At 37.3% G+C, this 25,170-nt stretch carries 28 protein-coding genes; 15 read left to right on the forward strand and 13 right to left on the reverse strand.

What is annotated here, in order from left to right:
• Window positions 1–50: 50 nt before the first annotated feature.
• From BMS_RS04015 to BMS_RS04025, 3 genes are all read left to right on the forward strand, one after another.
• Window positions 51–1,148 carry a hypothetical protein gene (locus tag BMS_RS04015; protein ID WP_014243509.1) on the forward strand — a complete coding sequence of 366 codons (1,098 nt, stop codon included), beginning with the start codon at window positions 51–53 and terminating at the stop codon, window positions 1,146–1,148.
• 2 nt (window positions 1,149–1,150) lie between these two features.
• A complete protein-coding gene (locus BMS_RS04020) occupies window positions 1,151–1,654 on the forward strand; it encodes a hypothetical protein (RefSeq protein ID WP_014243510.1) in 504 nt (167 codons plus the stop codon).
• A gap of 90 nt (window positions 1,655–1,744) precedes the next feature.
• A complete protein-coding gene (locus tag BMS_RS04025; protein ID WP_014243511.1) occupies window positions 1,745–2,518 on the forward strand; it encodes a trypsin-like serine peptidase in 774 nt (257 codons plus the stop codon).
• Window positions 2,519–2,552: 34 nt separating this feature from the next.
• On the opposite strand, the gene BMS_RS04030 is transcribed toward BMS_RS04025, so the two are convergent.
• Both BMS_RS04030 and BMS_RS04035 read right to left on the reverse strand, forming a co-directional pair.
• Complete coding sequence (locus tag BMS_RS04030; protein ID WP_014243512.1) at window positions 2,553–3,056, reverse strand: hypothetical protein; 504 nt, start codon at window positions 3,054–3,056, stop codon at window positions 2,553–2,555.
• 94 nt (window positions 3,057–3,150) lie between these two features.
• Window positions 3,151–4,182, reverse strand: coding sequence for a histone deacetylase family protein (locus tag BMS_RS04035; protein WP_014243513.1), 1,032 nt, complete (start codon window positions 4,180–4,182; stop codon window positions 3,151–3,153).
• Between the two features lie 177 nt (window positions 4,183–4,359).
• Here BMS_RS04035 and BMS_RS04040 point away from each other — a divergent pair, with 177 nt between their 5' ends.
• Entirely contained in the window at window positions 4,360–5,184 is an 825-nt protein-coding gene (locus tag BMS_RS04040; RefSeq protein WP_014243514.1) for an HNH endonuclease signature motif containing protein, read from the forward strand.
• A 52-nt stretch (window positions 5,185–5,236) separates the two neighbouring features.
• Complete coding sequence (gene corA, locus BMS_RS04045) at window positions 5,237–6,319, forward strand: magnesium/cobalt transporter CorA (protein WP_014243515.1); 1,083 nt, start codon at window positions 5,237–5,239, stop codon at window positions 6,317–6,319.
• A gap of 3 nt (window positions 6,320–6,322) precedes the next feature.
• Here the strand turns inward: corA and BMS_RS04050 are convergent, their stop codons facing one another.
• On the reverse strand, window positions 6,323–7,783 hold the full coding sequence (locus BMS_RS04050; protein WP_014243516.1) for a carbon starvation CstA family protein: 1,461 nt from the start codon (window positions 7,781–7,783) through the stop codon (window positions 6,323–6,325).
• 178 nt (window positions 7,784–7,961) lie between these two features.
• Here BMS_RS04050 and BMS_RS04055 point away from each other — a divergent pair, with 178 nt between their 5' ends.
• The 3 genes from BMS_RS04055 to BMS_RS04065 all read left to right on the forward strand — a co-directional run bounded on the left by BMS_RS04055 (window position 7,962) and on the right by BMS_RS04065 (window position 11,100).
• On the forward strand, window positions 7,962–9,797 hold the full coding sequence (locus BMS_RS04055) for a PLP-dependent aminotransferase family protein (protein ID WP_014243517.1): 1,836 nt from the start codon (window positions 7,962–7,964) through the stop codon (window positions 9,795–9,797).
• A gap of 9 nt (window positions 9,798–9,806) precedes the next feature.
• The gene (yghU, locus tag BMS_RS04060; RefSeq protein ID WP_014243518.1) at window positions 9,807–10,661 is read left to right on the forward strand and encodes a glutathione-dependent disulfide-bond oxidoreductase; all 855 of its coding nucleotides are present in this window, start codon (window positions 9,807–9,809) and stop codon (window positions 10,659–10,661) included.
• A 109-nt stretch (window positions 10,662–10,770) separates the two neighbouring features.
• Window positions 10,771–11,100: a DMT family transporter gene (locus BMS_RS04065; protein ID WP_014243519.1), complete on the forward strand. Its 330-nt coding sequence runs from the start codon at window positions 10,771–10,773 to the stop codon at window positions 11,098–11,100.
• Here BMS_RS04065 and BMS_RS04070 read toward each other — a convergent pair.
• Window positions 11,097–11,960: an ArgP/LysG family DNA-binding transcriptional regulator gene (locus tag BMS_RS04070; protein ID WP_014243520.1), complete on the reverse strand. Its 864-nt coding sequence runs from the start codon at window positions 11,958–11,960 to the stop codon at window positions 11,097–11,099. The two genes, BMS_RS04065 and BMS_RS04070, sit on opposite strands and share 4 nt — an antisense overlap.
• A gap of 79 nt (window positions 11,961–12,039) precedes the next feature.
• On the opposite strand from BMS_RS04070, the gene BMS_RS04075 reads away from it, so the two are divergent.
• The 5 genes from BMS_RS04075 (at window position 12,040) to BMS_RS04095 (ending at window position 15,527) form a co-directional block, all read left to right on the forward strand.
• Window positions 12,040–12,675 carry a LysE/ArgO family amino acid transporter gene (locus BMS_RS04075; RefSeq protein WP_014243521.1) on the forward strand — a complete coding sequence of 212 codons (636 nt, stop codon included), beginning with the start codon at window positions 12,040–12,042 and terminating at the stop codon, window positions 12,673–12,675.
• Between the two features lie 63 nt (window positions 12,676–12,738).
• A complete protein-coding gene (locus BMS_RS04080; RefSeq protein ID WP_014243522.1) occupies window positions 12,739–14,028 on the forward strand; it encodes a cytochrome P450 in 1,290 nt (429 codons plus the stop codon).
• 68 nt (window positions 14,029–14,096) lie between these two features.
• Entirely contained in the window at window positions 14,097–14,861 is a 765-nt protein-coding gene (locus BMS_RS04085) for a ZIP family metal transporter (protein ID WP_044557272.1), read from the forward strand.
• A gap of 11 nt (window positions 14,862–14,872) precedes the next feature.
• Complete coding sequence (locus BMS_RS04090; protein ID WP_014243524.1) at window positions 14,873–15,175, forward strand: hypothetical protein; 303 nt, start codon at window positions 14,873–14,875, stop codon at window positions 15,173–15,175.
• Window positions 15,162–15,527: an LETM1 domain-containing protein gene (locus tag BMS_RS04095; RefSeq protein ID WP_014243525.1), complete on the forward strand. Its 366-nt coding sequence runs from the start codon at window positions 15,162–15,164 to the stop codon at window positions 15,525–15,527. Before BMS_RS04090 ends, BMS_RS04095 begins: the two co-directional genes overlap by 14 nt.
• Here BMS_RS04095 and BMS_RS16700 read toward each other — a convergent pair whose 3' ends face one another.
• The 8 genes from BMS_RS16700 to BMS_RS04135 all read right to left on the reverse strand — a co-directional run bounded on the left by BMS_RS16700 (window position 15,528) and on the right by BMS_RS04135 (window position 22,372).
• Entirely contained in the window at window positions 15,528–16,304 is a 777-nt protein-coding gene (locus BMS_RS16700) for a lysophospholipid acyltransferase family protein (protein ID WP_014243526.1), read from the reverse strand.
• Window positions 16,292–17,125 carry a GNAT family N-acetyltransferase gene (locus BMS_RS04105; protein ID WP_014243527.1) on the reverse strand — a complete coding sequence of 278 codons (834 nt, stop codon included), beginning with the start codon at window positions 17,123–17,125 and terminating at the stop codon, window positions 16,292–16,294. The genes BMS_RS16700 and BMS_RS04105 overlap by 13 nt, the downstream gene beginning before the upstream one ends.
• A gap of 1 nt (window position 17,126) precedes the next feature.
• Complete coding sequence (locus tag BMS_RS04110) at window positions 17,127–18,302, reverse strand: M20/M25/M40 family metallo-hydrolase (protein WP_014243528.1); 1,176 nt, start codon at window positions 18,300–18,302, stop codon at window positions 17,127–17,129.
• 127 nt (window positions 18,303–18,429) lie between these two features.
• Window positions 18,430–19,356, reverse strand: coding sequence for a D-alanyl-D-alanine carboxypeptidase family protein (locus BMS_RS04115; RefSeq protein WP_407635789.1), 927 nt, complete (start codon window positions 19,354–19,356; stop codon window positions 18,430–18,432).
• Between the two features lie 124 nt (window positions 19,357–19,480).
• Complete coding sequence (locus BMS_RS04120; protein ID WP_014243530.1) at window positions 19,481–19,822, reverse strand: zinc ribbon domain-containing protein YjdM; 342 nt, start codon at window positions 19,820–19,822, stop codon at window positions 19,481–19,483.
• Between the two features lie 49 nt (window positions 19,823–19,871).
• The gene (locus BMS_RS04125; RefSeq protein ID WP_014243531.1) at window positions 19,872–20,432 is read right to left on the reverse strand and encodes a hypothetical protein; all 561 of its coding nucleotides are present in this window, start codon (window positions 20,430–20,432) and stop codon (window positions 19,872–19,874) included.
• The gene (locus BMS_RS04130; protein ID WP_014243532.1) at window positions 20,422–20,700 is read right to left on the reverse strand and encodes a SemiSWEET family transporter; all 279 of its coding nucleotides are present in this window, start codon (window positions 20,698–20,700) and stop codon (window positions 20,422–20,424) included. Before BMS_RS04130 ends, BMS_RS04125 begins: the two co-directional genes overlap by 11 nt.
• A 1-nt stretch (window position 20,701) precedes the next feature.
• Window positions 20,702–22,372: an FAD-dependent oxidoreductase gene (locus BMS_RS04135; protein WP_044557273.1), complete on the reverse strand. Its 1,671-nt coding sequence runs from the start codon at window positions 22,370–22,372 to the stop codon at window positions 20,702–20,704.
• 83 nt (window positions 22,373–22,455) lie between these two features.
• Here BMS_RS04135 and speE point away from each other — a divergent pair, with 83 nt between their 5' ends.
• Window positions 22,456–23,337, forward strand: a complete 882-nt coding sequence (gene speE, locus BMS_RS04140; protein ID WP_044557274.1) for a polyamine aminopropyltransferase — start codon at window positions 22,456–22,458, stop codon at window positions 23,335–23,337.
• Here the strand turns inward: speE and BMS_RS04145 are convergent.
• On the reverse strand, window positions 23,321–23,851 hold the full coding sequence (locus BMS_RS04145) for a glutathione peroxidase (RefSeq protein WP_014243535.1): 531 nt from the start codon (window positions 23,849–23,851) through the stop codon (window positions 23,321–23,323). The two genes, speE and BMS_RS04145, sit on opposite strands and share 17 nt — an antisense overlap.
• Before the next feature lie 115 nt (window positions 23,852–23,966).
• Between BMS_RS04145 and BMS_RS04150 the strand changes: the two genes are divergently transcribed.
• Window positions 23,967–25,169, forward strand: coding sequence for a GAF domain-containing sensor histidine kinase (locus tag BMS_RS04150; RefSeq protein WP_014243536.1), 1,203 nt, complete (start codon window positions 23,967–23,969; stop codon window positions 25,167–25,169).
• Window position 25,170: the final 1 nt, after the last annotated feature.

A 25,170-nucleotide genomic window follows, 5' to 3' on the forward strand; every position in this document is an offset into this window, starting at 1 on the left:
TTCATGAGACTATTTCTACGCCTCTATATATAAGTACTTAGAGGTTTTTTATGAAATTTATAATTCTAGCGATGTGCCTAGTGGCACCTGTTCATTTACTTGCCGCAGAGAGCTTTGGCGGGATCTTTCTCGACTCTTCAATTCCAAATTTTCAACTTCATGCCCTAAAGGGAGATTTAACTTATCTCTATAGGAAAGAGAAGGTTGCTGATGACGAGAGTTTTCAAACGTTATTAGAACTTGAATCTATTGATGGACCGACACTTTATAATTGGATCTACAACCGAGTGAAATATATTATCGGTGAAGAGTATCAGATTCGTGGCAGAAATTATGTGACCAGAAGAGATTTTCAATTTCCTTCTACACCTCTTCCTGAAGATGCTTTTGATAGCCACGATGCCTATGGTGGTTCTGTTATTATGAGTAATATTGGAGCAGGACTATATCTAGATGGTAAAAAGAAGAAGATCTTAAAGGGAATCAAGCTTCAGCGCAAAAAAGTTTATGCCACAACTCCAAGGGTTGGAATTCTGCAAATTGGTCAAGGCCTTTTCGCTGATAGAATAATGATCAATGACAATATAAATTCAGAGGCAAATACAATTAAGAGACTTGGTACTCTCTTCCATGAAGCTCGTCACAGTGATGGAAATGGAAATCATATTGGTTTCTACCATCATCGTTGTCCAATTGGGCATAGTCTCTATGGTTTCTCAGCTTGCGAACCATATGCAAACGGATCTTATACAATTGATGCTGTTGCCACTAAGAAATTATTAGAAGACTGCAAGTCATGTTCTTTAGAAGATCGCTCTGCTTTAGAGGCAAAAATAGCAGATTCTTTTGATAGAGTCGTTGTTCTCTCTCACTTAAAAACTGAGCAAGAACTTCTAGAGGAAATGGAGTCGTATAAGAAAGTTATCGACGTTTATACAATGCTTTTAGAAACAAGTCCTTCGACAGCGCAAACATCACAGCAAGAGCTCGAGAGATGGAGTGCTAAGTATCAAGAGTGTGCCGATCAACTTGAAGAGCTAAGAAGTAATCCTCAACCCACTTCAAGAGATTCATCTCCAGAAGGGGACTTCTCTGAGCTCACTGTTGAAGAGTCGTCGAGACTAATAGAAAACTCTCTCAAGCGTTAGTGATGAAAAGAGTTTCTACTGCCATTCTCATTCTAAGCTTTGCCTACTTGTTCAACTTTCTAGTGGGGCAAGATGAGCAATTGCTCATTAGTGAAAAGAAGACTGAATTGTCTAAGGTTGTACAAAGTAGACTCTTACAAGATTCTAGGGTCTCTAGAAAAGATGAGAGTACAGTGGACGAATTTTCTCTTAAGCTACAAGAGTTACCAACATTTTCTGAAGTTCAAAATCTCTCTAATGAAGATGTTCACCATACTCCTGATCTAGTAAAAAGAGCTGGAGTTGTTATCGGAGAGGTTCATCAAAGTGCTCAAGTAAGGCCAGTCCTAAGACCAAGTGCTTTAAAGTTCTTTACTCAGTGTGCAGAAGATGATGAAACAATCCACTCAATTAGAGCGCTCTGCTTAAAGAAAGTTATCTCTCTTATTGCTGAGTGGAAGCTTTCCTCTCCAATATCTCTTTCAAAAATTCCACCAAGAGTTTTCACTCTCGCTTCTAAAATCTAGTCAAACCTCTAGTGTCCTACAAGTTTACATTTTGAATAATTAGAGTCAGAATTTAATCAAATATTTCTATAAGGATTAGTAGGGAGAATTATGATAATTTTGTTAATAGGATTTTTTAGTATTTTCAGCGTAAATGCAGAAATTTGTAGTTTTGATGATAATAGAGTTTCTTCAAGCGATCCAAGAGTTGGAAGACTTTCTGGACTAAAGTCAAACTCTGGTTGTACTGCCACACTAGTAGGGAAGAGTTGTATTATTACATCGTCTGTTTGTGCAAAGTTAGATCGAGTTGTTGAATTTAATATTCCATCATCTGAAGATGGTGTTCCAGCACTTGCAAAAGCAGAGGACACTTACGAAGTTGATCCTTCAAGCTTCTCATATGATAATTCTGGAATTGGAAAGTTTTGGGCAGTTGCTAAGTTAAAGAGAAATGCACTCACAGGTAAGCTTCCAGGTGAAGTACAAGGTTACTTTCCTGTCATTTCTAAAAAGCCAAGAAAGAATGATAAAATTTATATTCTTCAATACGCCAATACTAATCCTGACCGTTATGACGTTATCAGTGGTGAAGTTGGTGCGAATCCAAATGGCTATTCATTAAATTATTCTCAGTCATCTGCTAACGGTGTACTTGTTAAGGCAGGTATTTTTCTAATTCCTGAAATTATATATCACAATGTAGATGTTAGTCATGGTGGGGCAGGGGCTCCTCTAATTAACTCTTCAACACACGAAGTTGTGGGGGTTCACACTCATGGTGGATGTCAGTCTGGACAAGGAAGAGGTAGAACAAATGCAGCCACTTCTATTTGGGGAAATAAGGAATTTAAGAAAGCTATCTATCAATGTTTAAATAACTAATAAAAATCAGGCCCTCTTTATGAGGGCTATTTTATTAATACTTTTCAGATTGTACGTCACGACAGTAGTACGAATCAGCAACTCCTAGATATTGGCACTGCTTATTTACACTTTCTCTTTCAACATTGCTATTAGGCTTGCAGAAGCCATCCATCGACATTTCTGTATAGATTAATTTTGATTTCATATCACCTAGAGCGAGGCTTCGATCTAGAACTATAAAACCCATCTCATAAACAACTTTCTTTGCAGCTTCTACTTGATTTTCAAGGGTGTTTATCGATATGCAATCATCAAGATCTCCTTCGCCACTAAGGCAAAGTCTATTCGCTTGTGAAAGTCTTCTCTCATAATCTTTGAGGGACTTTTTTTCATTTTCAAGTTTAACTTCCATTCTATCTATAGCATTTGACTCTCTTTTGATGAGTCTTTTCTGGTAAGTGTAGTCATCATACTTAACGACACATTCATCAACATTAATATTTGCAAATGCACTTAATGGACTAAGAATTAGGGTCATTAGTAAAATCTTCTTCATATATTTCCTCTTTATTTTTGATTTAGCTCATCATAGCTAAAATGATCTCAGCATTTAAGGGAATTGAATTCTTTTCATTTGAAGTGACTAAACTTTAGACAAAACCACGCAATAGACTAACAGCATTCTTACCAAGGTCTTTAGTGAAGTAGCCACCTTCTTGGAGAACAACGGTTGGAAGATCTAGGGAAGAGATTAACTTTCCAATTTTCTCAAAGTCACTTGTCTCAAGTAGGAAATCTCCAACAGGATCAAGTTTATAGGTGTCAAAGCCTGCGCTTAGAATAAGGTAGTCGGGCTCAAACCTTTTAATTGTTGGAAAGACTGTCTCAAGAAGTGCTTTCTTATATGCAGGGAATTTCGTTTTAGGAGGGAGAATAACATTTAAGTTATAGCCCTCTCCTTTGCCGGCACCAATCTCTGAAGAGAATCCCCAAAAAAATGGGAAGTAATCCCTTGGGTCTCCGTGAATAGAAATTGTGAGTACCTTATCATCTTTGTAAAAAACCTCTTGGGTTCCATTACCGTGATGAAAATCAATGTCTAGTATAACCACGCGCCCTTTTTTCTTTAGTAGCTTGGCCACGATGGCAGCGTTATTAAAATAGCAGTAACCGCCGTAACTATCTTTACTGGCATGATGTCCAGGAGGCCTAGAGATGGCGTAGGCGACAGAAGATCTTCCTTTATAAATTTCTTCTCCAGCAGCGTAGGCACTCGCCGCACTCCAACTGGCCGCAAGCCAAGTCTTACTATCTAGAGGTGTTCCACTGTCAAAGCAGTAGAAACCTGCGTGCTTAATATTAGTCGGGTCGGGCCTGGACTTCTTCTTGTCTGGAAAGACACTGGGGTAGAAGGCCTGTCCGTCTGGCAGAGATGCTGCCGAATTATAGAGAGTGACTAACTCGTAGCTGTGGTTGGCCCTAATGCTAGCGAGGGGAATTCTCTCTGGCTCTTTAAGATCAAAGAGTTCCTTGTGAGACTTGATGGCCTTAAAGATGGATTCCGCGCGCTTAGTGCTCTCCGGGTGTTTAATCCTATTGCCGAGGGCCCATTCATACTTAGGGTGAAATTCCATTTGCTTAGTATGAAAGTAGACGGGAATTTTTGTTTTTTCTTTTTTCACAAACTTATCTTAGCGAGAGTTTAAATTTGGGTAAAGCTCAGTTAGGATTTTATTTGAAATGCTGTGGTGCGAGGCAAGGGGTAAATAAAATAAGTGATAAGAGTATCCTAATAAAAAATATTAGTCTGGCCTGAAAAAGTTCTTGTTTTCGTACCAATTATTAGATAGTTTCCCACCATGAAAAAATTACACTACACTACACTTCTTTTAATTCTATCAATTTCTACTAGCGCTAACTGCGACATTGAAAGCTACTACTCAAAGCTGCCAACACACTTGAGCGGTTACGAGTTTAAGTCAAAGCTCTCAAGCCTCTTGGCCAAGACTCATAAGGGACTTTCTTATAGCGCACTTTTAAAGGCCTATAAAAAGACCGACAAGGATACGACTTACGACGTAGATAACTCAGTTATGGATATGTACTCTGAGCGTCCAGGTGGGAAAGATCCTTATCGCTACATTCACTCACAAAGAGTTTGTGGTTCTTACAAGAATGAAGGGGATTGCTACAATCGTGAGCACCTTTTCCCTCAAGGACTTTTTGATAAGAAGCGTCCGATGAAGACAGATATTTTCCACGTATACCCAACAGATGGAAAAGTAAATGGAATGAGAGGTTCGTACCCATTTGGTGAGGCGAAGGAAGTTCGTTGGAGTTCTAAGAATGGTTCTAAATTAGGTTATAGTAATAACCCTGAATATAAAGGTTTAGTTTTTGAGCCTATCGATGAGTTCAAAGGTGATATTGCTAGAGCAATGCTCTACTTTGCAGTTCGCTACGAAAGTCAAATCCCACGCTTTGGATATACTCCAATGACAGATGGTTCTTATGAGCAAACTTATTCTACTTGGTTTTTAAAGACACTACTTAAGTGGCATAAGGAAGATCCGGTAAGTGAGCACGAAAGAAAGAGAAACGATGCAGCTTGTGGATTCCAAAGAAATAGAAACCCATTTATCGATCACCCTGAGTGGGCCCTCGCAATCTGGGAAGTGCACTAAAATAAAGTGCACTTGATTTGATATTAAAGCTCTTTTGTAAGATCATAGTCTTATGATTAAAAAAACTAAGAATACAAAAGACAGCAAAGAAATAAAACACAAACCATGGATGCTTACTTATGTGGGAGATCATCAAGTCTCTCACGATGTTTCCATAGAGTCCCGCTCTTATGACAGAGCTTCTCTTAGTTTAAAAACTTATTCTAGCTTAGATGAATATACCTCTCATAGTGAAAGTGATACGACGACATGGGTTGAGGTCAATGGAATTCATGATACAACGATTACAAAGTCGGTTTGTGAAAAGGCAGCTGTACACGGTGTAAATATTGAAGATATTCTCAATACAAAGCAAAGGCCAAAGATAGAATCCAATAATGAATATATCTTTGTGACTTTAAAAGCGATTAGCTATAACGAAGAAAAAGAAACGTTCATTAAAGAGCAGATCAGTATTATTTTAAAAGATAATTTAGTGATCTCTTTTAGCCAATTTCCAAATGATATTTTTAAGAGATTAAAGGCCGAACTCAGTGTTGAGGATAGCTTCCTTAGACAGAAGAATGCTGGTTTTCTCTTCTATAGAATTATCGATTTAATTGTCGACGGTTACTTTAAAGTTGGTGATCAAATTGATAGTGAAATCGCCATTATTGAAGATGCCCTAGATAATAGTGATAATGAAATTATTGAAGATGTTTACTGGCTTAAAAAAGAGCTGCTCTACTTAAAGAAAGCGATTTATCCAATCAATGATATCGTTAAGCACTTAGTGAGAACAGAAAAGAAGAACTTTAGCTCTGAGACTATATTCTTTTTCAAAGATACTATGGATCACTGTCTTCAAATAAATGAATCAATAAGTCTTAATCAAGAGCTTGTAACAAGTTTCTATGATCTCTACTTAAGTAATATCAATAAGAAGACAAATGAAGTGATGATGTATCTCACCCTGTTTTCAACGATCTTTATTCCTCTTACTTATATCGTAGGTGTTTATGGAATGAATTTTAAGAATATGCCGGAACTAGATTATAAGTATGGCTATATCGCAATAATGATCGTTCAATTTGTCATTGGTATTGGAATTTATAGTTATTTCAAAAAGAAGAAGTGGCTTAACTCTTCTGAATAAGAATTAAGCCTTATAAGTTCTTCTATCAACAATAATAAGTGCAATGAGTAAAACTACTCCCGTAACAATTCCAATAGGAGTGCTCAAACTCTTATCAAAGTTTAGACCAATAGGTGCTGTGAAAATATAAGAGAGTGTCACCGCTGTTCCTACAATTGCTGGAAGACTTGCGATCCAATGGACTGTTTTCTTAGTGAATAAATACTTTGTAGCTAACCACATAACACTCGTTGAAAGTAACATATTAGAGAATGCGAAGTATCTCCAAATAAGTGAGAAGTCGATCTTCGTCATGAAGTAGGCAATCGTTAAAATTGGAATGGAGACGAGTAATCTATTCTTTATGCTTTGAGAAACTTTAAAGGCATCAATGATAGTAAGTCTTAACGATCTGAAAGCAGTGTCACCTGAAGTAATTGGAAAAACTGCTACTGCTAGAATTGCCATGACCCCACCAATTGTACCTAAGTATGAAGTGGCCACCTTATTGACTACAAGACCTGGACCTCCAAGAGCAATGACACTCTTAAGTTCAACGTATCCACCAGGAAAAGCAGAGATTCCCGCTAGGGCCCAAACCGCTGCAACAACACCTTCTGCCAGCATCGCTCCATAGTAAACAGGTCTAATATATTTTTCGTTAGTTAAGCATCTTGCAATAATCGGTGCCTGTGTCGAGTGAAAACCACTAATGGCACCGCAAGTGATAGTAACAAAGAGTAAGGGCCACACTGGAGGTGCGCCCGGTGCTCTATCAAGTAATTCATGACTGAGGTGTGAGTGCTTTAGAAAAGAGAAGACGCTTCCAACCTCAGGCAAGTGAGGTGCATTGATAAGTAGAGCAACTGCGATTGAAGTTGTCATAACGACCATGAGTAGTCCAAAAATGGGATAGAACTTTGTAATGATTTTATCAATTGGTAGAAGGGTAGCAAGAAGATAGTATCCAAGAATAACTAAGACCCAGAATGTGTTGTTGGCAAAAATAGTTCCCTGAAATGTTTCTAGATTACTTATAAGACCTGCTGGACTCATAATGAAAACAACACCAACAAAGAAGAGAAGCATCGCTGTAAAGATCAGCATGATTCCTTTGAAGTAAATATTAAAGTAGTGCCCGGCAATCTCAGGGAGACTTTGACCATCTTCTTTTATACTTAATACTCCTGAAAAATAATCGTGTACCGAGCCACCAATAATATTTCCAAGTACAATCCAAACTAGTGCCGATGGCCCATAGATTGCTCCAAGTATTGGACCAAAGATAGGTCCTACACCAGCAATGTTTAGAAATTGAATGAGAAACGCTTTTATTGGAGAAACGGCTACGTAATCAACTCCGTCTTCAAACCTTGTACAAGGTGTTTTAACAGAGTGGTCAATCTTGGCCTGCTTCTCCACAAATGGGCTATAGAACCTATAGGCGAGAACAAGGCAAATGATACAGATAAAGAATAAGAACATGTAGTTTTTCCAGAAAAAGATTTTCTTTTATTATAGCTACAATGAAAAAGAATCAGCAATGATTAAAAACCTATTAATTCTAGATATCTATAAGGCTTTCCTGTCTGGCCATAGAGAGTCTAGGCCCTTTAAAGAATACCTTAAATCAAGTATATTGTTTGGAAAGTTGAGGTTATATATGAGCACAATGAATTTTATGAGAAATATTCTCTCCCATCTACCGTCTGATTGGTTGAAATTAACGACTCACAGACTAGATATCTACAATGAAGGTCTTGCTAAAGTTGAGTTCTTACAAAAGCTAGAAGCACTTCAATCCTTTGAAGGACAAGAATTATTTAGTGAATTAGAGAAGCTTCCAACAGCTTTTGATTATATAAGACTAGGCCATCCACTCTCTTGTTTACTTGAGTGGTATATTGCAAAAGAGAAGGGAATATCCAGCGAGTGCGTTGTTTCATTTTCTTCGGGTGCGATGTCAACTCTCGCAGTTCTTAGAAAGAATCTCTTTTTACAAAAATCTACACAGATTATTTATACTGATGAGTTACCAGATTTCTTTGATGAGAAGTCCCTTAGAGAAATCTATGGTTACCAATTTGAATTGAAGAAAGTTTCCAATCTAGATGAGCTAGAAGACTTTAATGGGAGTCGTTTGCTTTTCACATCTCTTGAAAAGGTAAAGTCTGCTAACTTAAATAATTCTGTGGACTTTATTGTAGGACTTGAGCAGGGACTTGGAAGTATTATCGTTATTAATACAGAAAATAATAAAGAATATATTTCAGAAGTTCAGCACGTAAGAAGAAGAGAGTCTATTGCAATGACTCCTAAGAATTGTTTGTCTCTTTTAAAGAGAATTACCAATGAAAATGTAAGTGAAGAGAGTGGAGCTAATAGAGAAGAACTCAGCTCAATCATCAATGAAGTTACGAATACGAAATCAAAAGTCGCACTAGGTTCAAGTGGACTGAGTGTTCAGTACGCAATCATGATGGGACTTGTTGATTACTCAAAGAATACTTTTCCTAATAAAGATATAAAATTCATTGTTCCACCAAATTGCTATGGGGGAACAAATGATCAGGCGAGGAGAGTGGCCGCTTGTATCGATAATGTTGAAATTGTCGATCTTCCTGTGGATAGTGGAAAAGATATGGTTGCAAGTCTTACGCATATCTTGGATGACGTTGCCAGTAAGGATGGGATGGCGTTTATTATCGCTGAGATTCCGACTAATCCAAGAGTTGAAGTACCTGATCTGATTAAACTTAGAGAAACTTTGGCCAAGGAACGTAAGACAAGTGATTCTAAAATTGCTAGTGAAGCAGTGTTTATTTTAGATCAAACTTTTTGCCCCAATGTAAAATTTCTTGGTGCCGGTGATTATCTTCATGATGTGCCTACATTGTCTTATGTAAGTGGTTCTAAATTCCCAAGTGGAGGGCTTTGTACTGCTGGTTATTGTGTTGCAAATGAAAAGGCCTCTTCATTAATGGAGTATGTAAATAAGCACATCGAAATTTGTGATAATGGTGCAACTGATTTTCAGGTGAATACTTTAATTGAACAGATGCCTTCGATGAATAAGAGAATTGAAGATGCTTATCTAAATACGAGAGCGTTTGTTGATCATATAAAGCTAGAACTTCCAGAGGCTAAAATAAACTTTGTCTCACATGAGTTAGCAAGTGATGGGTTTACTCCATCTGTTTTTTCTCTCGACCTTCCTACAAAAGGGGAGACATACGAACAAAGAGAATCTCATAAGAGAGAGCTGAATCTATTATTAATTAATATGATGATAGAGGCCATCGCAGACGAAAGTAAATTCTGTGTGAGTTATGGACAGCTGAAAGGTTGTTACTGGACTATCCCAGCGACTTCTACACAGGGGACAACGAAAGAAGGTGATAAAGATTATATTGTGAGAGTATCTCTCTCCCCAAAATTTGATCTTGAAAAGCACAAGAGTGTCTTCACTGAGTTTTGTAAGAAATATATTAAGAATTAAGAGGGCGTTATGACAGAGAAATATACACCACCTAAAGTTTGGACTTATGAACAAGAAAATGGTGGGCAATTTGCGAGTATAAATAGACCAACATCTGGAGCGAGATTTGAAAAGACTCTTCCCGTTGGTGAAAACCCTCTGCAGCTCTATTCTCTTGGAACTCCCAATGGAGTTAAAGTCACGATAATGTTGGAAGAACTCTTAGAGCTAGGTATTAGTGAAGCAGAGTACGATGCTTTCTTAATTAATATTGGAGAAGCGGATCAATTTGGAAGTGGCTTTGTGGAGATTAATCCAAACTCTAAAATTCCTGCGCTCTTAGATAAGAATAATGGTGATCCGATTAGAGTTTTTGAGTCCGGATCAATTCTTCTCTATCTTGCAAATAAATTTAATAAATTTCTTCCGGCCGATATTTCTAAGAAGACGGAAGTTATGAATTGGCTATTCTGGCAAATGGGAAGCGCTCCATACCTAGGTGGTGGATTTGGTCATTTCTATTCTTATGCTCCAGAGAAGTTTGAATATCCTATCGACCGCTTTGCAATGGAGACTAAGAGACAGTTAGATGTTTTAGACAAGCAGCTCTCTAAGAATCAATTCATTGCTGGCGAGGAATACTCAATTGCAGACATTGCAATTTTTCCTTGGTACGGAGCTTTAGTAAAAGGGAAGCTCTATGATGCAGCAGAGTTCCTCTCAACACATGAGTATAAGAATATTATCCGCTGGGCAGACGAGCTCATTGAGAGAAAGGCCGTCCTACGAGGAAGACTTGTTAATCGCACATGGGGAGATGAAGATCAAAGACTTGCTCAGAGAAACTCTGCTAAAGATTTCGACGGGCTACGACTAGATTTTTAAACTTAGATAATTTTGTGCTATACTAATTTTGGATTTCTTCCCATGACGAGGGATGCCGTACCATGTAAGTAAAGACGGCTCTTACTATTAACTTAATAGAGGAGTCTTTATGTCGACAACAATTGCGTGGTTTATCTTAGTTTTGGCCGGTCTACTTGAAATATGCTGGGCCATCGGTCTTAAGTATACTGAGGGATTCACCAAATTTTACCCAACTATTTTTACCTTACTCACACTTGCGGGCAGTATGTACTTGCTGGCGAAGGCGAGTAATGTTCTGCCCATAGGTACCGCCTATGGTGTATGGGTTGGTATTGGAGCCCTAGGAGCAGCAGTACTTGGAATCTTTCTCTTTGAAGAGTCTGCGGGGCCAATGAGAATTTTCTTTTTGGTATTGCTCTTAATTTCCATCATTGGACTTAAGCTAACTGCTCGCTAGAGTTTCTTTGCGGCCTTGATTAATTTCTCACTAAAGATCTTTATATGATCTTGCTGGTATTCCCATTGGTGTAAGTAGAGCGGAATACTAAAGTCTTTGGAAGGGTTGAGCTGAATGAGCTTCTTTCTCTTTAGTTCAGATTCAATATCTATTAAAGGCAACAGTCCATAGCCAAACCCTCCAAGGATTGCGCGCTTAAAACTTGGCACTGAAGGCATGAGATTAATCTTAGCGAAAGTATCTAGCTTGTAGTGCTCTTTAAGATAGATATGCTGAACCTTATCATACTTGTCAAAGACAACGAGAGGAGCGAGGGAGAGTGTTTTCTTATTTACTCCTTCGCTAAAGTATTTGGCGTAGAACTCATTAGAACAAATAAGAGTGTAGAGCATATCTCCTAGATGTGTTGAAGAATGATTGGGCAGAGCTTTCTTTTGCGAGCTAATACACATATCGACTTGGCCACTCTTTAGATAGCTCAATGTATTTTCTTGATCGTCTGCGATTACTTGTAAAGTCACCGTATTTGCAACTTTTGGATCACTTAAAACATCAAGAAAGTAGAGGTCTAGACTATCTCTATTGATTGCCAATTTGAGAATAGGTCTAATATTTTCTCGCTCCTCAAGCTCTCGCTCAAGGCTTGTCACCTTACGCAGTAAATTTAAATAGGTCTTTCCTGTACCTGTCGCCTTGTAGGGAGCTTTTCTAATAAGTAACTTCTTGCCCAAGTAGGACTCAAAGTTCTGTATTCGCTGGGTAACAGCGGATTGAGATATACCTATTGCCTTAGAGGCGAGTTCAAAACTTTGGTATTCAATAACGGCCTGAAGCGCCCTAAGAGCGTGATAATCAATCATAAGTTTTCCTAATTAATGATTAAGAATATTAATTTAACTTATATCATGTTTTGCCGTAAATTAACATCAGGAGATCATTATGATGGAAGTTTTTACTGAAGGTTTTTTATTGCAGGCAAGTTTAATCTTGGCCTTGGGTGCACAAAACTTATTTATTATTGATGTTGGTATAAAAAAGAATAATCATATCTTGGCCGCAACTATTTGTGCCATTTGTGATGTATGCCTCATTCTTTTAGGTGTTCTTGGTATATCGACACTTCTATCAAGTATTCCGACCTTTAAGATTTTCATTGGAGTATTAGGAGCGTTATTTCTCTTATACTATGCAGTTCTAAAATTGAGAGAATTCTTTGTTGGTTCATTCGATTCAAAGAATAAAGCTCAATTAGTGCTCTCTAAGAAAATTATAATTCTAACGACTCTGAGCTTCACTCTTTTAAATCCACACGTCTATATCGATGCCTTCTTTTTAATTGGCGGGTACTCTACAAAATTCGATTTCATGACGGATAAGTTAAGCTTTGGACTTGGGGCCGGAGTTTTCTCTATAATTTGGTTCTATTTCTTGGCGAGCTTTTCTTCTAAGTTTTCAACTTTTCTCTCTAGTGAAAAGAATATGAGATGTACTTCACTTGCGACAGGACTTATTCTAACGATTTTAGCCTACAAGCTAGGTATGGAATCAATTGGAGAGATCCAGAAGATTCTATAATAATCTTTTTCTATTGAGTGACCATTTTTAAGCTATACTATAATAGTTAAAAATAGGTTAGAGATGATTAATAGTAATTTTCAAGGGTATAGTAAGTCACTAGTGGAGAGAATTGACCTAGGTTCTATTGAGGGACCTAGGGGATTTGATTATCTTCAATGGCTACAATTCTTTAAGGCTGATACTCTTGATGCCTTTATTCAACTACAAAAAACGTATCCACGTATTGCAAGTTTTCCATGGCCTATGAATTCTGTGATTATTTATGATCCTGAACTTATAAATGATTTACTGGTGAAAAATTACCGAGACTTCCAAAAGGGAGATCAAGTCTTAGAAGTAAGTGCTGTCATAGGAAGAGGGATTGCAGTTAATAATAATTTTAAGAGTTGGTCTAGAAAGAGGGCCATAATAGCTAAAGACTTTTCTCGTCCAAATATTGTCACATTTGAAAATGTCATTCGTAGAATAACTCAACAGAAATTTTCGTCTTTTAGCAGTATAGAAGAAGTTGAGATCTTTGATTTCTTTAAAGATATAACCTTTGAGATTTCCTGTGAAACACTACTTGGGAAGAGATTGAGCTCAGAGGAGAGTTCAAGATTCAAAGAAGCTCTTGAAGTGTGTTCAGAGATTTCATTTAAAAGAGTGTTTCAACTACTTCCTCTGCCTTATTGGGTCGCTACCAAAGATAATTTGGACTTTCAACATCACTATAAAATCTTAGAAAGTATTATTATAGAGATCATTGAGAGCTCAAACTCGTCTAACTCTAGTGGAGTGCTTCGAAGCTTACTAGGAAGTGAACATCATCTATCACAAGAAGAGATACGTGATGAACTCTTAACTCTACTTATTGCTGCCCATGAAACCACCGCCTATACATTGGGCTGGGCAATTTGTTTAATGACAAAAGAAGGGGGATTTGAGAGGGAGAATTACGAAGAGATCATCTATGAAACAATGAGGCTCTATCCAGCACTGCCACTCTTTTCTAGAAAGGCCGTCCAAGATACAGAACTTGGAAATATAAAAATACCAAAGAATACAAATATTGTAGTTCCCGCTCATGTCCTGCACCGTATGAATGAATTCTGGGAGAGTCCTGAGAGTTTTATGCCTTCTAGGTTTTCTGATATTACAATAAGCTCTCTATCTCACTACCTTCCCTTTGGTAAGGGAGCTCGAAAGTGCTTAGGTGAGTTTCTTAGTATGAATATAATGAAGGTCATACTAGAAGAGTTCTTCAAAACCTTTGAAATCGACACTCAGATATCGAGATTGCCAAAGGCGAAGATAAGCGTAGCACTATCGCCAAGTGAAGATATCTATCTCAAGCTTAAAAGAAAGTAGGCGAGTAATTTAGTTTAATGATTGATTAGATGAATTAGTCTATAATACTTCTAAGTAAAGAGGTGAATATGGTTTCTTATACAGCAATTGTATGGACATTAATTGCTGGTATTGCCACAGGTCTGGGTGCAATACCTATATATTTTAAAAAAGAATTTTCTAAGAAATCCCTAGATGTGGGGTTAGGCTTTAGCGCTGGAGTTATGCTGGTTGCATCTTTTCTATCTCTAATTATACCGAGTGTGTCTGAAGCAAAAGAAGTCTATACCTATAATGTAGGTCTACCAATAATTTTAATAAGTTTATTCACAGGCTATCTCTTTATTATTTTCATTCACGATATTCTTCCTCATGAACACTTGATAAAGCATACTGATATGAAACATAGAAAGAAGATGAGCCGAGTTGCTTTGATCGTCTTGGCCATCTCTTTACATAATTTTCCAGAGGGGCTCGCCGTTGGAGTGGGATTTGGTTCTGGAGATGAGGGAAGTGGAATAGCTCTCGCTCTGGCCATAGCATTACAAAATATGCCAGAGGGACTTGTTGTTGCCTTTGGTCTTTTAAGCGAGGGAGCTTCTAAGCATAAGGCCTTTGCAATGGCGCTCTTATCTGGATTAGTAGAGCCTGTCGCGGCCGCAATTGGTTTTATTTCTTCTAGTGTGACTCATTATTCTCTTCCAATTGCTCTAAGCTTTGCAGGTGGAACAATGCTCTTTGTAATTTGCCAAGAAATGTTACCTGAGCTTTTTAGAGAGGGACATGAGAAGCATGCCACTCTTGGAGTCATTGTTGGAGTGATGTCCATGCTGGCAATTGATTACTATTTTTAGGAAAGATAATTATGTATGAGAGTACAAGAAGATATAGAAAGAATGATTGGTGGGACCTTGTTGTTGTTATTGATCAAGTCTTAGAGAAAGATAAGAGCTTTGAGAGTTTCTACTATATTGTAGATGAGCTAAAGTGGAGAATTGTAGACTCTGTTTCTGAAGGTGGAAATTTTAAAATTAGAAGTAAGGCAAAGGAAATTAAAAAGAGATATGAAGATACTTGTGAAGAGATTGAGACATTATCTGAGACACAGAAGTGTGATATTGACGCTCTTTTTGACTTTATATTGAGTAGTAAGAATGATTCTTTTTAAGTGGATTATTGATTTATATTTAGCTTTAATTCTATTGTTGGCCTCTAAGAAGAAAGGAATGCTTAAGAGAATTAGAAAAGCACTCGTTTCTCTTAAAGAGGGTCTTTCGCAGGAAGGTGTGGAGACGAGGGAGATGTTCCAAATCTATTCTCGCTACACTCAAGGAAAGGCGACAAAGAAAGAAATGAAAGTTGCTAATGAGCAATTGAGAGATATTGTAAAGAGTCTTGGGCTAGGTGTTTTATTAGTGCTTCCCTTCGCTCCTTTAACTCTTCCTATAATTGTAAAATTAGGAAAGAGATTTGGAGTGGATATTATTCCATCATCTTTCAAGAAGCCCGAAGATGACTAATCACTGAATTGGGTGATAATTCTCTAGGATCCTCTCCCTAGAGAGTAGAGCTAGGTTTGTAATATCATCACTAGGTTCTGTTTCAATAAATTCGCTAGAAGTTACTTCAACTATAAATTCACTTTGAGAAAAGACTGAAATTAGATGAGGAAGAAAGCTCATATCAGCATACCAAAAAGCTAAATCTCTATTTAAGGTAGTTACAGGCAAGGAGTTAATCTTTCTATAATTTAAAGTCAGAGGAATAATCGTGGCACCGCTCTCTATGGCCGCAGCGAAGAGAGGTCTTTTAAAATTCTTTATGCTCTCTCCATTAGTACTTGTTGCCTCGGGAAAAACTACTACATCAATTCCTGCCGCAAGGGCCTTGGTAATATCTTTAATTTCACTAGAGAGGTGAGCTCGACTTCTTCTCTCTACATAGAGACAGCCTGCTGCTTGGCATATTTGCCCCAGAAAGGGAGTGGTCTTCATTTCAATTGAAGTGACGAATGATTTCGGCCCTCTCGCTAAAAGAATAATTGCATCCAAATAAGAGAGGTGGTTTGCTACGATAAGTCTACCTATCGCTTCTTTTTTACTCTTTATCTCTGTATCGTTTCTTATGACTTTTATAGCAAAGAGTTTCAAAGCTATTTTTGCCCAAAGGTGAGCGATGAGTGTTAGCTTTCTTATTGCGAGGTATCTATTAAAGTATCCTAAAACAAAGAAAGGAAGTGCACTAATAAAGTATCCACTAACTATGAGAGCAAATAGAATTAATTTTAAATAAGCCACTTAAAATACCTTTTCTTAAATAGAGAACTAACTTCATCTAAGTCAAGAATGGTAAAGTAATCAATACATTCAAATTCTTTATCCAATGCTGGAAGACCATGAACTTTAGCTCCTGCACAAATATAGCTCATGAGCAGAGAAGGAATATAGTCTCTTACTTCAATAGCAGATTCAGAGATACATCCACTATAATCAATTTGGTACTTCTTAGTAGGTGAGATCTCAAAAGTATCTCTGAGGTAATTCTTATTTCTTAGATAATTTGTAATATTTGATGCCATTTGGGGTTCAATGGTACTTACGCTTGAGCAACCAAATAGATAGCGTGCACCAGTTTCTTCGGCATAAAAGGCAATCCCTTTCCAAAGTAAGTCAATAACATTGCCGTTTCTATGGGACATATCAATACAGGCTCTACCAAGCTCTAGCTTAACGCCATCTAACTTCAAGAATCTCTCTAGTTTAAATTCTCCTTGAGAATAGAATGTGTCGCTATAAAGTGAGCAGATAAGTCGATAGGTTCCAATAATTTCCTGACTTTCTTTACAAATAATGATGAGGTGGTCACAGATATGGTCATATTCATCTAGATCGTAACTTAATTCACTCTCTTGATCGTCTTGTAGAAAATTAATATGTCTTAGTTTAAAAACTTCAAGTAATTCACTTGTACTTGTTGCAGTTTTTAGAAGGTAGCGTCCTGTTTCAATATGAACTCTATGTTTTGGAGTATATGAGAGAAATCTAGGTGAAAACTTTATGGCCATCTCACGTAGGGCGCTTTCAAAGAATTGCGTTTTAAATAAAGTTGTAGTGATCATCTTATTCTCCTTGAATTCTTTTAAGAAATAATTCAATAGATCTTGAGCGAGTAATCAGACTCTCTCTTTCAATATATTCATGAGTAGTGTGCATGCCTCCTCCTATTGGTCCAAGACCATCAATAAGCAAACCTTTGGAAGAGGAAAAGTAGTTTATATCAGCTGCACCGCCAGAGTGTTCACTGAAGATTTTTCTACCTTCTATTTTAGAAATTAAATTTAAGAGGAAATTAACCTCTTGGTTATTTCTTTTATTTTGAGACAGAGGAGGGCAGTCATCCTCTATGGTGAATTGGGTTTCACTCTTCAAGCTTGTATAGGGACATTGTAGATTGGAGTTCTCTATGGCCTCTAGCAGCTTTTGGTGAATCATCTCCCTACATTCTAAGTTTGAAAATCTAGCATCTAATTTAGCGAAGGCGTTATCGCAAATAGTATTAAAACCACCGTTGCCACCTTGTATGCTTCCAACATTTAACCTTCGTAAGCTCTTCTCACAATTTAGAACTTGTAGTTGTGATATGAGTAGACAGAGTGAGTGAGCAGCGTTGATGTGGGGCTGGGAGAATCTTCCAGCGTGAGCGGCCAGACCTTTCACCTCTACGTTGTACCAGCGATTCCCACTTCTAGAAGAAATAATATTGCCAGTATGTAGTGCAGGCTCTAAACCTAGGACGTAATCTGATTGGGTGCCAACTTCTTTAAAATAGTCATGAAATCCTAAGGATCCAGTTTCTTCATTAGGTGATATGATGACATTGATATTAAATTTATTTTTCTCTTTGGTTTGTAGTAGGGACTTTAAAGTACTTAGGCAAACAGCAATGCCACCTTTATCATCAGCACTTCCCGCACCGTAGATTCTCTTTCCATCAACCCTAAAGGGATTATCTTCTAAGTGAGTTACAACATCACTATGGGCAATGAAAGTTATACTTGGAAAATGGGGAGATTTAATGAGACTTGCATGTAAGAGTTTAGGTGTATCCATCAATGAATTACTTATCCATTTGAAATGAAAACCTAGATCTTTTAGTTTATGGGCAACAAATTCTTGAACTAAGCTAATTCCTCTATGATTAGCGATCTGTGAATCTATTTCTATCAATTCTTTGAGGACTTCTTCTGTAGAGTTTAGTGTGAGATCATTCTTCAGTAGATTATGTACTTGCTGCAATTTTATTTCCTGCTAAATTACAACTAAATTTGAACATAGATAAATGAGATAGACTCATTAGTTTTGTGTCAGTTGATTGAGGAAATATTTTGATTCTATGTTTTTTGTTAGAGATCTATTTTCTTAATTAGACTTTGAGGTGCCAAGGTTCAAAGCGGACTCCAAGAGTATTGCTTTGAGTGTAGCGAATATTGATATAGCCAAGGTCTACAAGTCTTTTAAACTCATCAGTTTGGGCAAAGTCTTGATCAAAATTTCTAAGACCCATATTTTTCTTACCTACGTCAAAATCTCCAAGATAGTGGAAAGAATAACCAGGAGGGGCCAGTGACCTTGATGCTTTAGAAAGATTTCCCTTTGTCTCAAGAGCTTTTTCTAGGAAGAGGTGAAATTGCTTAGCAACACCTCTAATTCCCGAAGTGAGAATAAGACTCTCTCCAACATCACGTTGAACTTTCTTAAATAATTCTAGAGATTGTTCTCTCTTTAGGAAATGCCCAGAGTAGGGAACTTTTTCAACTTCTCTCTTTGCAATTGAATCCGTAAGGGCTGGAGCAGTTTTCTCTCCTCTAAATCCATATTTGTGAGCATCGAAGTAGAATAACTCTTCCATAAAGAGCTTCTCTTTCATCGTGACTGCTTCACAATTGGGAGCACTACTGGCAAAGAGATAAAAGTTATCAACGCTAAGAAGGTTAAAATTTCCATGTCCAACATAGCGCTGTACTGCTCTAAACTTCTTAACTAATCCTTGAACTAGTAGATGATTCTCTGCCGATAGGTAAATATCGTCAGGGAAGTTTTGAGAAAAGTATTTACTCTTAACTCTCTCATCTCTCATGAGTTCTTTAACTATTTCTTCATCATTTTTTACAATAGGAGCTGCCGGAGCTTTGGGAGCGGGTGCAGCAAAAGGATCAACACAAGAGCCGCACTTTTCACCGTGAGAGTTCCTGTGAAGGTGCTTTTCAATAAACGCGCATCCGCCAAGACTGCCAGAGGCTGCTAGTAGTGCACTATATTTTAAAAAGTCTCTTCTTTTCAAAGAAATCATCCTATTGATTTTTATGCGCAAAAATACGCAACTAATCTTAATAATACACTTTTACTAATTATATAGGCAAGAGGGTGCTTAGTGACTTTAAATAACAAAGTTCTTTAGTCTGATTTTGTTGAGATTAGGCCTTTTTAACAACTGAGCACTTAAGGTACATCGAGCCATGTCCGTCAATCTTACAAGAGATATCGTGATCGTTGACTGGTTCCTCTAATAGACGAATATTCTTAACTTTTGTCCCTGATTTAATGGTGCTCTTTCCGGCCTTTAGATCTCTAATCACAGTAACTGAATCACCATCTTGTAATTGATTTCCATTAGCATCGAGAAATTTTGCGCTCGCTTCATCAGCTAGAGCATCGAGGCTCCACTCGTGAAAGCATTCTGGACAGACCCAGAGAGTTCCGTCGCTATAACCGTAAGGAGATGTACATTTTGGGCATGTTTGTGAGTCTGTAGTCATTCAAAAATAGTAGCTGCTTCATACACAGATGTAAATATGATAAATGTCTCTAACTGTGGGCAGAAAATGATTGGATATAATCACTTAGTTTAGTCCTATATAAGTGAAGAGTGTCATTATCAAATTCATAAGAGTGATATTTTGTGAGACTCATTCTCTTTGCTAGAAGCTCTCCTCTTCTGGTAACAACTTCTGTAAAAACCATAGAACTAGGATCCACTTGAGAATTATACTTCTTGGCCACTTCAATTGTAGAGGCGATAAGCTTCTTCGTTAATTTTGCAGACTCTGAATAAATTGAATAGACGAAGAGATACATTTTACTATCTTCTTCATCATTGAAGACATCTAAAGTAGAGAGGTCATTTTCTCGGTGGTTGGGGTTAATCATATTTTCGTATCCTCGTTCATTTAAAGGAATAAAGAAAATATGACCAACTTGTATATCAAGTTCATTCTTTGCAATTTGAATAAGGCCTGGATACTTTTTGGCAACAAACTCTATAACTGAGTATGGAAAGTGATCCTGGTCACTATAGAGTGTGTTCATCTGATTATAGATTTCAAAAACTTGCTCTTGAGTAGATATATTTAAAATACTATAAGACATGCTTTGTCCTAAACTTTAAGTAGCCATAGAAGGCGAGAGCTCCCGCAGGAAGTTCTATTGAAGAGAGAAGTAGAATTGGCCATTCATCCAAGACTATTCCATAGTTGATCCAAGTGACTTGGCAACAAATAAGCGAGAGAATCATCAGCATTGAAAAATCATCGGCACTCTTAGTCGTAAACATCTTATAGACTTGGTGATAGAGACCAATGATAAGTAAAATACTTGAGAAGGTAACGACGTATCTTGAGAAATCTATATAATTCATATTAACCTAATGGAATTGATCTATTAGTGGCCTGAAAGGCCGCAAGTGTTCCTACGGCGTAACTAGTCTCAAAGCAAGGATTGGCCCAGTTATCTTGATTCGCAAAGAAGATCTTATTATTTATTGGTTGGTGCGCTCGTTCAAGTAGACCTGAGGCTATATCTCCATGGCCTGCTACTGCAACGGCATGTCCGTAACGAGTGAGTCTGATTCCTTCAACATCATTCCAACTCTTATTTGATTTCTTTAGGAATGGATCGAGCGCTTTTTGAATTCTCTTTGTGTACTTCTCAAGGAGAATTGGACTGAAGAGAAATTGCTGGGCCATAGCGTAGGGAAGCGGAAGGTAGAGAGTGACGGCACTTCTCTGTGCTTGTTCTTTATTTGCCCAGTGAGCATAAGTTATATCACTAAAGACTCTCTTTTTAGAATCTTCATACTCACTTTTAGGAACATCACCTATGAGTGAGTAAATATCGTAGTGCTTAGCTTCGAGTTTATTCTTGAATAAAACATTGGCCACTAAGTAAGCGTGATAAACCATATCATCCATTGCAGAATGTTGTTTCTTATCTAGTCCTTCAATAATATGTTTTGCCACTAACTTTGGCGCAGTCACAATACATTTCTTAGCGTGAACTGCTTTTAGTTTTTGGTTTTGATCGTGATAACAAATATAGACGCCATTCTTATCTTCTCTAATATCAGCAACAAATGAGTTTGAACTAACAGTGAAGTTTGAGTTCTTCATTTTCTCTAGTGTTTTTACAGCGATCATTCCATTTCCACCTGGAAGAGCTTGTATGCCAGCTAGGTCGGCCGTAAAGAAATTTAAAAATTGTGCAGCAGAGATTTCATCGTATCCTGTACTAAAAGAAGACCAGCAGTATTGGTGAAAGTATTCTTCAATATGAGGGTGAATAGTGCCAAACTCTGCGCGTACCCATTCACTTAGTCTTAGGTTATCAAGTTTATCAAGGGCCTTTCTATCGATATCCATACCGGGAATAAGAGGAAGCTCTGGGTATGAGTGTTGATAGATTTCTTTTAGCCTCTTGTAGACTCTTGCAAACTCATCAGCATTTTTCTTATCTGTTGCACCCATCCAAAATGAATCTACAAATTCACCTTTATAAAGAATAGGGTGCTTTCCTTGAGGAACTTTTTTAAACTTTTGATGAACTCCAATATCTTTAAAGTAGCTCTCAATGAGTCCACCTTCTTCGGGAACTGTGACATAAGCAGAACCTAGAGACATATAGGTGTCTCTATACTTTTCAACTCTAGCGTTTCCACCTAGACGAGGATTTCCTTCGAGCATAAGAACTTTCTTATCTTGAAGGTGGTAGGCACTAGCTAATCCTGAAAGTCCTCCACCAACTATAACAACATCGTAAGTTTCAGTGGCCTTTGGTAAACCACCTTTCTTCTTTATAAAGCCCGGTTTATTCCAAAAAACTTCGTGGGCCTCGTCGGGAGTATCGCCACTAATTTCGCTAGTTCCCTTGAAGGCACTTAGTTCAATTAGCGGAGAGTATGAAGAAGAAATACTTTTATTTTTAAGAATCTTTGAAGCGCCAGAGAGTGCGTCCACACCAAAACTCAGATTAGAAAAAATCCCAGAGCTAGATAAGAGTGCAGATTTAATTAGAAAGTCCCGTCTGGAGTTCATTATGATTCCCTGTTATTGAATGGTTTGACTTGGCAAACATTTATATAGTACACAATACATTTATTATCAATAAAAAGGCTTCTATGAATTCTTCCAATAAGTCCCAATGGTTAACTGAGCAGAGCTTAGAAAATACAGTATCTCAATCATTTAAGGTAGTTGAGACTCTCTATGAGGGAAAATCTCCCTATCAAGATATTAAGGTTGTTTTGACAGAGCCCCTAGGAAAAGTCCTGCTCTTGGATGATATGTGCATGATTAGTGATAAAGATGAGTTTATTTATCATGAAGTAATGGCGCATATTCCACTTCTATGTCAGGAGCAGACAAAGAGGGTTCTCGTTATTGGAGCTGGTGATGGAGGAGTGATTAGAGAGCTCGTTCGCTATAAGTGTATTGAAGAGATAACTTTAGTTGAGATTGATGAAATGGTAACTACGACTAGTAGGGAGTTCTTCCCGAATGTGGCCAAGGGGCTCGATGATCCGAGAGTAAAAATCATCTTTGAAGACGCACTAAAGTTTATCGATAGAGAAGTCTTAATTCCAAATAATAAATATGACCTTATCATTTCTGATTCTACTGATCCGGTAGGCTTAGCGGAAAACCTATACAAGAGCGACTTCTATCAAAAGGTTAATTCCCTTTTAACTGATGAGGGAATCTTTATGTGCCAAACCGAATCTCCATTCTATGATGAATACGATATTAGAAGTATCTATCAAAACTTAGAAAGTGAATTCAAAATTGTTCAGCCCATTTGCGCTCCTATTCTCATTTATCCTGGAGTTTATTGGACATTTGCATATTGCTCTAAGAAGTGGCTGGGAACAGATATGAAAGAGAACAAAGTTGAGGACTATAAAAACTTTTCAGAGGATTTAATGTGGCACAACCTCAATTGGCATAGTAGCGCTTTTAATCTTCCTAACTTTGTTCTAAAAAAGCTTAAAGGTTCTTTTTAATTTCTTCTTCTAGTTCTGAGTTAAGGGGAAGAGTTTTTGAGTCGAATCTCTTAATGAATTTTCCCGATTTATCAAAGAGAAACTTTTCAAAATTCCACTTAATATCACCTTGCTTTGATTCACTTATCATATACTCAATAAGAGGATGCTTTTCTTTACCAAGAACTTTGACCTTTGTTGAAATAGGAAAACTTGCTCCATACTTTACTCGGCACATTTCAACTACTTCTTGGTTGGATTCAGGAGTTTGTCCACCAAAGTCATTGGAAGGGATGCCAATGATGACTAGTCCCTTACTTGAGTACTTCTTATAGAGTTTTTCAATATCATCTAGTTGACCTGTGTAACCACATCTCGTCGCTATATTTATAATTAAGAGAGGGCCATCTTTGTATTTCTCTAAGTTAATTTCGCTCTTTCTAGGGGCCTTTAATTTAAAGGCGTGAAGTTCGCTAGATTTAGCGAGAGTCGAAGTGATAGTAAAAAAGGCAATTATTAGCGTAAGAAGTTTCATAAGTCGTTCCCAATTATAAGCATTAAAGCCTCGTAATTTCAGAAGTTTAGTTGATATTACAAGATTAAATAAATTAAAGCTATATCATTATATGAAAATCTTTTAAAATTGAGGAATGAAATATCCAAAATTTGTAAACGATGAAACCTTTTATTCTCTTCACGATGGTTTAAAAGAAATAGATCTTTTAAAGCAATTTGCTTCTAATCTAAAAACTATCCATAACTTAACAACAAAGCACTTTCAGGACTTTGATACTCTTATTAAGGAGTATCTTATCGCTGGGTCTAGAATCTTTAATTTAGAGTTTGGAATTGTTTCAAATATCAATGGAGAAGAGTACATCGTTTGCGATGCCGTCTCTCCAGAGAACGTACTTGAACCGGGAGCGATTTTTGAATTAGAGGGGACGTATTGCCGTGAAGTAATCTACACGAAAAGAGTCATTGGTTTTCCTCATGTTGGATCTATCGAGGAGATGAAGGGGCATCCTGTTTATATAAATATGAAACTTGAGTCCTATATTTCAGCTCCTATTTTTAAGGGAAGTGAAATTTTTGGAACACTTAATTTTTCATCTACAAGCATTAGAAGAAATGGTTTTTCAGAATATGAAAGAGAGCTGATTTCTATGATGGCCAACGCAATTGGATCTTTCTTACTACTTAAAGATAGAGAAGAGAAGCTTGCAAGTGCAAACACAAGAATAAAGAAGCTTACAGGTTTTGTCGCCCATGACCTAAGAACTCCTCTGGGAAATATAATGGGGCTTGCCGCTCTCATTCCAGACTTGAATAAGAGCGAGGCAGGGGAGATGAGTAAAGAAATTATTAAAATTTCTAGTGAATCCATGGAGATGGTTCAAACAATTTTAGAATCCGCAATTCTTGGGGAGGGAAGTCTTCAGCTTGAGAAAGGGCTAGGTCTTCTTGGAGAAGAGTTTAAAAAATCGCTTAATCACCATTCCACAGCGATAGAAGTGGCAAAAATAAATTTTGATATTCAAGATGATCGTACCCAAGTCTCCTTTGATGAAAAGAGAATGTCTCAGGTCTTTAATAATCTTGTCGGTAATTGCTGTAAATATACAAAGAGTGGCACAACTGTAGAGGTTGATATTTCTAAGCAAGGTGAATTTGTCTTTTTTAAGATGAGCAGTATAATCAATAACGAAAATAAACAAGGTGATGAGAATTTCTTAATGCGAAGCTATGGGCTTGGAAATGAAATCATCGATCAGGTTTTGAAGCTTCACTCTAGTCAGTTACAAATTGAAAATGATGGAGAGAGATATATTGCTTCATTTCTAATAAAATAGG

The sequence above is a fragment of the Halobacteriovorax marinus SJ genome, assembly GCF_000210915.2.
Taxonomy (GTDB): domain Bacteria; phylum Bdellovibrionota; class Bacteriovoracia; order Bacteriovoracales; family Bacteriovoracaceae; genus Halobacteriovorax; species Halobacteriovorax marinus.